At 67.0% G+C, this 10,630-nt stretch carries 10 protein-coding genes and 1 pseudogene; 6 read left to right on the plus strand and 5 right to left on the minus strand.

The features are described 5' to 3' along the window. Positions 1-174: 174 nt before the first annotated feature. From ABIB25_RS00835 to ABIB25_RS00845, 3 genes and pseudogenes are all read left to right on the plus strand, one after another. Complete coding sequence (locus ABIB25_RS00835; protein ID WP_354526506.1) at positions 175-1,152, plus strand: alpha/beta hydrolase; 978 nt, start codon at positions 175-177, stop codon at positions 1,150-1,152. Beyond that, positions 1,118-1,822 (plus strand): helix-turn-helix transcriptional regulator, encoded by a 705-nt coding sequence (locus tag ABIB25_RS00840; RefSeq protein ID WP_354526507.1) that lies wholly within the window; start codon positions 1,118-1,120, stop codon positions 1,820-1,822. Before ABIB25_RS00835 ends, ABIB25_RS00840 begins: the two co-directional genes overlap by 35 nt. 219 nt (positions 1,823-2,041) lie before the next feature. After that, positions 2,042-2,488 (plus strand): annotated as a pseudogene (locus ABIB25_RS00845) (TetR/AcrR family transcriptional regulator C-terminal domain-containing protein). Between the two features lie 176 nt (positions 2,489-2,664). On the opposite strand, the gene ABIB25_RS00850 reads toward ABIB25_RS00845, so the two are convergent. Both ABIB25_RS00850 and ABIB25_RS00855 read right to left on the minus strand, forming a co-directional pair. Next, complete coding sequence (locus ABIB25_RS00850; protein WP_354526508.1) at positions 2,665-3,093, minus strand: hypothetical protein; 429 nt, start codon at positions 3,091-3,093, stop codon at positions 2,665-2,667. A 228-nt stretch (positions 3,094-3,321) separates the two neighbouring features. After that, positions 3,322-3,639 carry an ArsR/SmtB family transcription factor gene (locus ABIB25_RS00855; RefSeq protein WP_354526509.1) on the minus strand — a complete coding sequence of 106 codons (318 nt, stop codon included), beginning with the start codon at positions 3,637-3,639 and terminating at the stop codon, positions 3,322-3,324. An 83-nt stretch (positions 3,640-3,722) separates the two neighbouring features. Between ABIB25_RS00855 and ABIB25_RS00860 the strand changes: the two genes are divergently transcribed. From ABIB25_RS00860 to ABIB25_RS00870, 3 genes are all read left to right on the plus strand, one after another. Next, positions 3,723-4,784, plus strand: coding sequence for an SDR family oxidoreductase (locus ABIB25_RS00860; RefSeq protein WP_354526510.1), 1,062 nt, complete (start codon positions 3,723-3,725; stop codon positions 4,782-4,784). 151 nt (positions 4,785-4,935) lie between these two features. After that, positions 4,936-5,571: a TetR/AcrR family transcriptional regulator gene (locus tag ABIB25_RS00865; RefSeq protein WP_354526511.1), complete on the plus strand. Its 636-nt coding sequence runs from the start codon at positions 4,936-4,938 to the stop codon at positions 5,569-5,571. Further along, entirely contained in the window at positions 5,568-6,434 is an 867-nt protein-coding gene (locus ABIB25_RS00870; RefSeq protein WP_354526512.1) for a TIGR03620 family F420-dependent LLM class oxidoreductase, read from the plus strand. Before ABIB25_RS00865 ends, ABIB25_RS00870 begins: the two co-directional genes overlap by 4 nt. A 69-nt stretch (positions 6,435-6,503) precedes the next feature. On the opposite strand, the gene ABIB25_RS00875 is transcribed toward ABIB25_RS00870, so the two are convergent. Genes ABIB25_RS00875 through ABIB25_RS00885 form a run of 3 tightly spaced genes read right to left on the minus strand, consistent with a single transcriptional unit; the run spans position 6,504 to position 10,492 of the window. Next, on the minus strand, positions 6,504-7,469 hold the full coding sequence (locus tag ABIB25_RS00875; RefSeq protein ID WP_354526513.1) for an oligopeptide/dipeptide ABC transporter ATP-binding protein: 966 nt from the start codon (positions 7,467-7,469) through the stop codon (positions 6,504-6,506). After that, on the minus strand, positions 7,466-9,451 hold the full coding sequence (locus tag ABIB25_RS00880) for a dipeptide/oligopeptide/nickel ABC transporter permease/ATP-binding protein (protein WP_354526514.1): 1,986 nt from the start codon (positions 9,449-9,451) through the stop codon (positions 7,466-7,468). Before ABIB25_RS00880 ends, ABIB25_RS00875 begins: the two co-directional genes overlap by 4 nt. Positions 9,452-9,454: 3 nt before the next feature. Continuing rightward, the gene (locus ABIB25_RS00885) at positions 9,455-10,492 is read right to left on the minus strand and encodes an ABC transporter permease (RefSeq protein WP_354526515.1); all 1,038 of its coding nucleotides are present in this window, start codon (positions 10,490-10,492) and stop codon (positions 9,455-9,457) included. Positions 10,493-10,630 lie beyond the last annotated feature (138 nt).

Genomic DNA, 10,630 nt, shown 5'->3' on the forward strand with positions numbered 1-10,630 from the left:
AGTGGCACGTCCATCGGCACCGTTCCCGCCCTCGGCCCGCGGCACCTTCGGTGAGTTTGACGTGTCGGTGACGGGTTGTCGGAATGGCATTGTCTGGTTGGGGCCGTCGGGACACCGCAACCACTGGTGGAACGGTGACACCCCGTTGTCGCGAGGAGGGGGCAGGCTGTCGACATGATCAACCTCGATCGTCGCGAAATCGCCCTTGCCACCAGTGGCCTTGCCAGCCTCGGCGATACTGCCCGCACAGGTGCGGGGCTGGAGCCTCTCCTGAGCGCCGGATATCCGGAGCCCGACGACCACGAGGCCTGGCAACTCCTGCGCGCGGGGGGTGCCCTGTCCAACGCGAGGCTGGATGACCCCCGGTTGTCCACCAGGGTCATCGCCGGTGTGCCATGCCGGGTGATCGATCCGCCGGTCGGCCAGCTTGCGACGGGTGGCTACCTGCACATCCATGGCGGCGGATGGTCTTTCGGCTCTCACGAATCGCAGGACGAACGACTGCTCGCACTCTCGGATGCCACCGGCCTGCAAGTGGTGAGCGTGGGGTATCGATTGGTTCCCGAATATGATCTCCGGGCTGCCATGTCCGACTGCGAAGTGGTCGCACGGGAAGTGACCGCGCAGAGCGGTTTCTGGGCGATCGGTGGGGAATCGGCGGGTGCTCACTTGTCGGTGACGACCCTGATCCGCTTGCGGGACACCGCTCGGATACCCTTCCGGGCCGCGGTTCTCACCTTCGGCTGCTTCGACCTGGCCGGTACGCCGAGCCGTCGGCGGGGTCCCGGCACCTTCGGCACGTTGAATCGTGCACTGCTCCCGGACGCCGATGACGCCCTGTTGCGTGCCCCCGAAATCTCGCCGCTCTACGCCGACTTGGCTCAGCTGCCCCCGGCGCGGTTCCTCTGCGGCACACGCGACGGACTACTGGACGACACCTTGATGATGGAGGCCAGATGGCGCAGGGAGGCCGCCACCGAACTCGATCTCGTCGCCGGCGCCGTTCATGCGTTCACCCTGATCGCCGGCCCCACGACGGCGGCTGCCCGCGGGGGGGGGGGGAGCACGCTTTCCTGCGCCGGCATCTCGCTCTGGCTGCGGGGGGTCGGATGGAGCCATGACCAGGCTGAGCCGGTTGTACGCGGTTGCTGAATCTTTGCGTGCGGCCGCACCGGTGCTGGTCGCCGTGGCCGAATTGGCCAGGCAGCAGGAGGTTTCGTCTCGTACCATCCAACGAGACCTCCAGGCGTTGATGGCGGCCGGCCTTCCCATCCGATGGGAGGAGGGCCGCGGCGGGGGGTGGACCGTCGATGCGGCTATGACGCTCCCGCCGATCAACCTCACCGCACCGGAGGCGGTGGCGCTGATGCTCGCGGCGGCGGCGGCGGCCGGCGGCGGGGCCCCGATGGGCGGCGCTGCCCAATCCGCCTGGGGCAAGATCGCCGGGGTGCTGGACCGGGCAGGCTCGACCGGCGTGGATCGGTGGAGAACACGCGTTGCGGTGCTTCCCGCGAGTTCCACGCGCAACGCAGCCGTCATCGAGCGCGCGACCGCCGCCCAACTGCTCGTTCGGCTCACCTACTCGGATGCAGAGCAGGCGGTCACCACTCGCGAGGTCGAACCGATCGGTCTGCTCGCTGCTGGCGGGCAGTGGTACCTCATCGGGTGGTGCCGGCTGCGCGGGGGCGTCCGCGGCTTCCGTCTCGATCGGATCACCGCGGTCGAGGCAACCACGGAGCGGGTCGTCAGCAGAGATCTTGCGGACGTCCTGCGCAAGGATGCCATCGCAGCCCGCTCGGTCATGCCGGCCTCTCTGGGCTGACCGGTCATCTGCTGTCCGTTTCGTCCCCTGGGCGTTCCCGCAGGAACGGCCGACCCCACCAGCGTCACCATCGGGCGCTACCGGTGGCCGTCGTCAGCACGGCTACCTCGGCACGAGCATGGATGACGTCGCCGCGCTGGCGGGGGTGTGTCCAGGCAGACCGTCTACAAGCACTTCGGTGACAAGCGACGAATGTTCGTCGAGTTGCTCACCGGCGACATGGGCAATGCCGAGACGACGGTCGCCGCCCTCGGTGAGGCCGTCCCCGCCAGCCTGGACCTCGAGACCGATCTCCGCGCCTTCGCGCGTGCCTATCTCGCAGCGGTGATGCAGCCGCACCTGATCCGTCCTCGACGGGTCGTCATCGGTGAGGCCGAGCGCTTCCCCGAGCTCGCGGCCGCCTGGGACAGCAACGGCCCGGCGCAGGCGTATTAAACGTTCGTCCGATGGTTCGAGGCACTGGACCGGCGCGGCCTCCTGCGCGTCAGCGACTCGGCCCTCGCTGCACAGAACATCAACTGGCTGATCCTGTCGATCCCACTCAACGAAGCCATGGCCCGCCCGGTAGACGACTCGGCCGCTGCCGAGGAAGAGCTTCGCCGCTACGCCGACGAAGCAGTGCGCGTCTTCCTCGCCGCCTACGGCGCACCCATGCTCACGCCCTGACCGAGGGTCATCGGTAGCGCCGCCGGTGCGGCTTTGCCCGATCAGCGTGACCTGTCGACCGTTGACTGGAGCAGCCGGCGACCAGCACGTGCGGGGGCTTGTCTTCAGCAAGGGGAGACCGGCGCTTGTGTGTGCGGGGCTGTCCGGGCTGGGTGCCCACACATGAACTGATCGAGTCAACTCGTCAGGGCGATCACGGCGCGTCGGGCGGCCGAACGCACTCGGGCATTTGAATCCTGTTGCGCTGCAACCACACTATTGAGTCCGTCATCGATTTTGTGCCTGGCCACCACCTTCGCCGCCATCTCGCGAACCCGCCAGGCCTCGTCGTCGAGAGCTGTGACGATTGCGGCTGTCGCGTCGGCGTGCCACTCCCACAAGAGCCCGCGGGCGCCCCACACGCGGAGCCAGTAGTCCGGCCACGGCGCCACGTTCGTGAGCACCCCCGTGGCTGCAGGACCAGCGAGAGCCATGATCAGTTGTGGATCGACCTCCTCGCCCGCCAACAGTGCGATGCATCCGGCGATCATGCGAGGCCGCCCGCGACAGACGGCCTCCTGCCGGATGCTGCGCCGCGGGCCGGGCCAGACGTGCGGCGGCGTCATCGATGGCAGTCCAATCCTTGCAACGCTCGGGCTCTGGCCGGTGACTCTTGACCGGCCATCCTGGTGCGTAGATTACCGATATCCACCACGAGATCGAATGCGATCGAGTCACGTCGGCGTGCCGTGATGGTGTCGTCCCCGACGTCGACGCACATCTCGAGCTGGTGGCCTCGTCTGCAAGTGGGTTCGTTCCGCTCCGGCCACCGAGAATTGCCCTCCTGTCGGCATTCAGACGGCGAGGTCGAACGATGCCCTGAGCGAGGCGATGACCTCTTCGTTGCGGCGATAGTACGACCACTGGCCGATGCGGGTGCATGTCACCAGACCCGCCCGTTGGAGCACCGCCATGAATTGGGACGCCGTCGATTGCGAAACGTCGGCCCTCGCCTGGATGTGCTTGAGGCAGACGCCGACCGACGCGGCGGGCTGATCCTGGGGCGGGAACGACTCGGGATCCTTCAGCCAGCTCAGGATGGCCAGCCGGGTCGGATGCGCGAGCGCTTTGAACACGCCCACCAGTTCTGCCTCGGTCAGTGCTGTCGTCACTGGGCGACTATATCGCAGTATCGCAATTTACCGATCCGTGGTAAACCTAGATCGGTAAATTACGATCTAACGATGGAGGAGCCATGGAGCAGAAGACCGCGCTGGTCGTGGGTGCGCACGGAGTCATCGGAGGCAACCTGACGGCACACCTCGACTCGTCGGGCGAATGGAACATCATCGGGCTGTCCCGCCGCGGAGGCCCCACTTCCGGGCGCATCCGCCACGTCGCAGTCGACCTGCTCGACCGCAGGCAGACGGTCGCCGATCTCGCGGACCTCCCGGATCTCGAAGCGGTGACCCACATCTTCTACGCCGCCTACCAGGATCGACCGTCCTCGGCGGAACTTGTCGGGCCGAACCTGGCGATGCTGACGAACGTACTGGACGCAGTCGAACCCATCGCAAAAGGTCTGCAGCACATCAGTTTGATGCAGGGCTACAAGGTCTACGGCGCTCATCTCGGCCCGTTCGCCACTCCCGCGCGAGAGGACGATCCGCCGCACATGCCACCGGAGTTCAACGTCGACCAGCAGTCACTCCTGGAGCGCCGACAGCGGGGGTCGAACTGGACGTGGTCGGCGTTGCGGCCATCAGTGGTCGCCGGGATCGGACTGGGCAATCCGATGAATCTGGCCATGGTGATCGCCGTCTACGCCAGCATCAGCAAGGAACTCGGTATACCGCTGCGTTTTCCGGGTCGGCCCGGCGCCTACGACGCCCTGATCGAGATGACCGACGCGGACCTTCTGGCCAAGGCCACGATCTGGGCCGCGACCAACCCGGCCTCTGCCAACCAGGCCTACAACATCACCAACGGCGACATGTTCCGGTGGAGCAGCATGTGGCCGAAGATCGCCGCGTTCTTCGACCTGGCCGTTGCGCCGCCGCTTCGCCTCTCGCTCACCGACGTGATGGCGGACAAGGACAACCTGTGGCAAGAGATGGCGAAATCCCACAACCTGTTGCCGACGCCATACTCCGACGTCTCGTCCTGGCCCTTCGGGAACTTCGTCTTCGGATGGGACTACGACGTCATCTCCGACAGCTCCAAGGCCCGTCGGGCCGGATTTCACGAGTATGTCCAGACCGAGGAGATGTTCCTGGAGATCTTCCGAGACCTCCGCGATCGCCGGCTCATTCCCTAGTCTCCCCGGTCGTCACGGACTATCCAGGTGGAAGCTGGGGGAGCGCGGTGGAGGCCGAGACCCTCGTATTCCCCGGACCACTGCAACAGAAGTCGTGGTAGTACAACGATCAGTGTTATGCATGCAACGACCGTTGTAGTAGGTTCGGGTGATGAACACTTCCCGAGGCGGCGACAAACGCCGAGATCTGCTCGACGGCGCACTCACGGTGTTCGCCGCCGACGGCTACACCAGGGCCAGCGTCGACAGGATCGCCCGCGCTGCAGGGGTTTCCACCCGGACGATCTACAACCAGTTCGGGGACAAGGCGGCGCTGTTCCAGGCGGTCATCGTCGACAGTGCCCGCCGGGTTGCCGCCGCCCAGATCATCACGGTGCAGCGCTATCTCACCAAGATCGTCGACCTCGAGGCCGACCTGATCGAGTTCGGGCGGATCTGGGCCACCCCGGTCCAGGCCGATTTCGCGCCGCACTTCGCGTTGGTGCGCCAGGTCAACGCAGAAGCCAGGCACGTACCGGAAGCGGCTCTGCGGGCGTGGCAGGAGCAAGGCCCGCTCCGGGTCCGAAGGGAGATCGCCACGCACCTGGCTCGTGTCGCCGACCAGGGTTTGCTCACCATCGACGACGCTGACCTGGCGGCCGCCCATTTCGTCCTGCTGGTCGCGGGGGAGAGCACCAATCGCAGCAATTTGCAGGCAGCGCCACTGGAACTGGAAGAAATCTACCGGCTCTCCGACGCCGGTGTCCGGGTGTTCCTGCACGGCTACGGGAAGAAGGATTCGTCATGATCCAACAAGGAACTTCCGTCGGCAGGCTCGAACTGGGTCCGGTCGGCATCGCGCTCGACGTGCTCCCGGGCGACGAGCACCTGGCCCAGGCCGCCGAGTTGGAGCACCTGGGCTACCGGGCCATCTGGTTGCCCGGCGGTCAGATCGACGACCTTTCGCAGATCAGCAAGATCATCTACGCCACCACCACCGTTCAGGTCGGCGCAGCCATCCTCTCGGTGGACCGCTACCGTCCAGAAACCGTGGCCGCCTTCTACGGGGAGATGCAGGGCGCAGCACCGGATCGTCTCGTCGTCGGGCTGGGCGGCCCGCAGCAACCGAAACCCCTGCAGGTGATGGCCGAATACCTCACCAGCCTGGACACCAGCGATCCGCCGGTACCTGCAGCCCGACGGATGTTGGCCGCGCTGGGCCCCCGCAAGCTCGGACTCGCCCGGGATCGCTGCGCCGGGGCCATTCCGCTGCTGGTCACGCCGGAGTACACCGCGTCTGCCCGGCAGATCCTTGGCTGGGAAGGCGATCTGGTCATCGACCAGATGGTCGTCCTTGACACCACTGCGTCGCGAGCCCGCGAGACTGCCCGCGGCCCTTTACGTTTCCTGTCAACGGTGAGCGGCTACCCGGCAAACTTCGCCCGGATGGGTCTGAGCGCGGACGATATCTCGGGCCTGAGCGACCGGCTCGTGGACGCACTCATTGCCTGGGGTGACATGGGCTCGATCGTGGACCGCATCACCTCGCATCTCCAAGCCGGCGCGGACCAGGTGGTCGTCACCGTGCTGAGCCAGGACCGTCAACCGAGAATCATGGACGTAGCGCGCGGGCTGGCCGCCCACTTGCCTTGGTGGTCGAGCTCATCCTGACGTTCGAGAACGTCGAACTGGTCGGAGAAGCTGATCGGAGTGGGGTCCATCGCCCCTCTGGCCGCGGCCTCACGGTTCGAGACCCGCTGCCACGCCGGCGAAGTGGCAGGCCGCCTGGTGTGAGCGGTCCGCCGCAATGGACTGCGGATCGACGTCGACGCAGATGGTGCGTGAGGGATCGCTGCGCGGGCCGACGGGGCACCGGGGATGAAATCGGCACCCCGAGGGCGGTTTTCCCGGGTCGGGTACATCGTGCTCGAGCGCGTCGTCGGTGCCGGATGGTTCGATCCTGGCCCCCATCCGTGGTGCAGACTCCAACAGCGTCCGGGTGTAGGGGTGCGAAGGGTTGCACATGAGCTCCTCGGCGGGGGCGATCTCGACGCATCGACCCAGATACATCACCGCGATGACATCGCTGACATACCTGACGGTCGCGAGGTTGTGCGAGATGAACAACACGGACATCGCCAACTGGCGCTGGAGGTCGCGCAGCAGATTCAGCACAGAACCCTGCACCGACGCGTCCAGCGCCGAGGTGATCTCGTCGGCGATCAGTACTGTGGGTTCGACCGCAAGTGCGCGGGCCAGCGCGACCCGCTGCCGTTGCCCGCCGGAAAGCAAGGACGGTAACGCGGTGGCCAGCGCCGGATCGAGGCCGACGCGTTCGAGCAGTTCCCCGACCCTGACGCGGCGCAGCCGGCTGCGGACGCCCAACAGTGCTTCGCCGATCGAAGCTCCTACCGTCATCCTCGGGTCCAGCGAGGAGTACGGATCCTGGAAGACCATCTGGATGTCCCGGGCGGCGTCACGACGGCCGGCCCCGACATCGCGCCCGTCCAAGAGGATCTGGCCACGCGAGGGGCGCGTCAGACCGACCGCGGCCTTGGCGACCGTCGACTTGCCGGAGCCCGATTCACCCACCAGGCCGACGATGGTGTTCTCGCCGATCGTCAGGTCGAAGCCGTCCACAGCCCGGATGTGATTGGCGCCGTGGCCGAAGGTCACGGTGACGTCATCGAAAGTGAGGACGCTCATGAGGTCCGCGCGATCGTGCTTGACACAGCGCCGGGCTCGACGGCGCGGGGCGGGCCCTTCGCCCCCTGCCGGGGGTGCCAGCAGGCAACTGTGTCACCGTCGATCGAGAGTGGTTCCGGTGTTCGGCTGCAGCGGTCGGTCGCGTACGAACAGCGCGGCGCAAATGCGCACCCGGTTCCGAAGTCGGCCGGCGGCGGAGGGCGGCCGGGGATGGTGGCCAGCGGAACGCAGCGGTCGGTCTGCAGGTCGGGAACGGCGGCCAGCAACGCCCGGGTGTACGGGTGGCGTGGCCCAGCGAGCAGCGTTGCCACGGAGATGCTCTCGACGATCTGGCCGGCATACATCACCAAGATCCGGTCACACATGGCTGACACGACGGCCAGATCGTGAGAGATCAGCAGGACTGCCATGTTCTGCTCGGCCCGGACCTTTGCGATCAGTTCCAGCACCTGCTTCTGCACGGTCACGTCCAGCGCGGTGGTCGGTTCGTCGGCGATCAACAGTGTCGGGCTCAGCATCAGCCCCATGGCGATCATGGCCCGCTGGCGCATACCGCCGGAGAACTCGTACGGGTACTGGCGGGCCCGCCGCCGCGGTGCGGGAACGCCGACCTGGCCGAGGCGATCGACCGCGCGGGCGGCTGCGGCCCTGCGGCTCAGGCCCCCGTGCTCGACGGCGACCTCGGCCAGCTGGGACCCGATCCGGCGCACCGGGTTCAACGAGCTCATCGGGTCCTGGAACACCATCGCCATCGAGGTGGCGAGGTGGCGACGAAGTCGTCCCCGGGACAGCCGCAGGAGATCCTCACCGTCGAAGAGGAGCCGGCCGGCCTCGACGTCACCCGGCGCTTGGATCAGCTGCGCGATGGCCAGCGCGCTCAGGGATTTGCCCGACCCCGACTCGCCGACGATGCCGACGCACTCGCCGGCGGCGATCTCGAAGCTCACCCCGCGCACCGGCATGATCGGGTGGCCGTCAGGCCCCGGAAACCGGACCGTGAGGTTTTCGACCACCAGCACCGGTCGATCGGTGGACGCCCACGGTCCGTTCGTGCCGGTTTCGGTCTTCGCGAGACCGGAGGGCAGCCAGCGTCGGCGACCCGTCGAGACCCGGCGGCCCGCAAGTTGCGCCGCGGCCTCACCGGTCAGGTTCAGAGCCAGGCCGGCAAGCACGATCGCCAACCCCGGGCCGAGCGCGGCCATCGGATTGATGTAGATCTGCTGGAGGCCGTCCTGCAGCATCCGCCCCCAGTCGAAGGACGGGGGCTGCACCCCCAGACCGAGGAACGACAGACCGGCGAACGCGAGCAACATGCCGCCGGCGCCCATCGCCACGTTGACGATCAGGGTGTCGCCGATGTTGGGCAGGATGTGGCGAACGATGATCCGCATCCGGCCCGCCCCGACCATCCGGGCCGCCGAGACGAAATCGCGACCGGCGACGCCGGCGGAGAGCGTGTGGGTGAGCCGGGCGAACACCGGCGCGGACGCGACCCCGAGCGCGAGCATGGCACCGGTGGCACCGATCCCGAAGATGCTGGAGAAGAAGATCGCCAGGATGAGGCCGGGAAATGCGACCAGGACATTGAAGGCGGCGACGATGAAACGTCCGACGCGGGCGCCGGTGACGATCGGCAGGCTACCGAGCAACAGACCGAAGAACACTCCGATGAGAGTGGCGCCGAGCGCGAGCTCGAGCGAGAACCGAGTAGCCACCAGGACTCGCAGCAGCAGATCACGACCCAGCCCGTCGGTCCCGAAGGTGTGGGCGGACGACGCCGGCAGGTTGATGCCGGCGGTGTCGTAGGCGTCGGCGGACCGGCCCCAGATGATCGGTGCCAGGATGGCCAGCAGCAGCAGCGCGATGTCGGCGACCAGCGCCGCGATGCCCAGTGGCGTGCGCAGCAGCCGACGCAGACTGACGTTGCGCGGGACGGAGTTGTTGCTGACCTGCGCGGCCACCACCGTCATCTCGGTCGTCACGTTTCAGGACTCCCGGATGGTGGTTTGTGGGTCGACGACCGCGAGGAGGAGGTCGACGAGGAAGTTGATCACCAGCACCAGTCCTCCGTAGACGAGGACGAGTGCCTGGACCATGGTGAAGTCGTAGCTGGTGATCGCGGTGACGAATACCTGGCCCAGCCCCGGCCAGGCGAAGATCGTCTCCACCAGGACGGTGCCGGCGATCAGCCCGCCGAGCAGCAGTCCGGCGATCGTCGCCGTGGCGGTCAGGGCGTTGGGCAGGGCGTGCCGGACGTAGAGCTTCCACCCGGGGAGCCGCTTGAGCCGCGCGGTCCGCATGTAGTCCCTCTCCAGGACCGAGAGGATCTCCACCCGCACGATGCGGGAGATGCCGACGATCGCGCCGAGCGAGAGCGCAAGCACCGGCATCACGTAGGAGGCAACACCCTGCTGGCCGGCGACCGGAAGCAGATGCGTGCGAACGCCCAGCAGGTAGACCAGAGCCACGCCGAGCAGGAACTCCGGGATCGACCCGAGCACGATGCTGACGGTCGTGTAGGCGAGCTCGAGAGGTCGCCGCCGTCCGTTCTGCGTCAGGACCGCCATGATCAGACCGAGCGGGACGGCGACCAGGATGGTCACGCCGAAGGCGATGAGGGCCAGCAGAATCGTGTTCGGCAGCAGTTCGGAAATCGTCTCGTCGACCGGAAGCCCACTGGACAGCGACCGACCGAGGTCGCCATGGATCAAGTGGCCGAGGTAGTCCCAGTACTGGGCCGGCACAGACTGATCCAGCCCGAGGTCGTGACGGGTGGAGGCCACCACATCGGCCGAGGCGTTGATACCGAGCGCCTTTCGCACCGGATCGCCCGGGACGAGGTGGATGATGAACGCGGCGAAGGTCACCAGGACCCACAGCGACACCACCAGACGCGCCGACCGTCGGACGGCGAACCGAATCCACGGATTGACCCGGAGATTCACCCGGCGTGGACGGACGGGTCCAACCTTGACCGCAACGATGGCCGTACTCCCCTCGGACGCCGTTCCTCGTCGGCTCATCCTTCATCTCGGCTCATCCTTCATCTCTACGGGTGGGGGCGCTTCGTCCGGACCCACAAGAGTCCACCCGACATGTTCGGCCAGGACGACGATGCAATCGGCGTCGCCGCTGGACACGCTGTTTCCACACCCTTTCAG

Source organism: Nakamurella sp. UYEF19 (assembly GCF_040546275.1).
GTDB lineage: Bacteria > Actinomycetota > Actinomycetes > Mycobacteriales > Nakamurellaceae > Nakamurella.

What these genes read in the sequence shown, in the direction of transcription:
- ABIB25_RS00835 (WP_354526506.1), top strand. Translation starts at nt 175, where the DNA reads ATGATCAACCTCGATCGTCGCGAAATCGCCCTTGCCACCAGTGGCCTT.
- ABIB25_RS00840 (WP_354526507.1), top strand. Translation starts at nt 1,118, where the DNA reads ATGACCAGGCTGAGCCGGTTGTACGCGGTTGCTGAATCTTTGCGTGCG.
- ABIB25_RS00850 (WP_354526508.1), bottom strand. Translation starts at nt 3,093, where the DNA reads ATGACGCCGCCGCACGTCTGGCCCGGCCCGCGGCGCAGCATCCGGCAG.
- ABIB25_RS00860 (WP_354526510.1), top strand. Translation starts at nt 3,723, where the DNA reads ATGGAGCAGAAGACCGCGCTGGTCGTGGGTGCGCACGGAGTCATCGGA.
- ABIB25_RS00865 (WP_354526511.1), top strand. Translation starts at nt 4,936, where the DNA reads ATGAACACTTCCCGAGGCGGCGACAAACGCCGAGATCTGCTCGACGGC.
- ABIB25_RS00870 (WP_354526512.1), top strand. Translation starts at nt 5,568, where the DNA reads ATGATCCAACAAGGAACTTCCGTCGGCAGGCTCGAACTGGGTCCGGTC.
- ABIB25_RS00875 (WP_354526513.1), bottom strand. Translation starts at nt 7,469, where the DNA reads ATGAGCGTCCTCACTTTCGATGACGTCACCGTGACCTTCGGCCACGGC.
- ABIB25_RS00885 (WP_354526515.1), bottom strand. Translation starts at nt 10,492, where the DNA reads ATGAGCCGACGAGGAACGGCGTCCGAGGGGAGTACGGCCATCGTTGCG.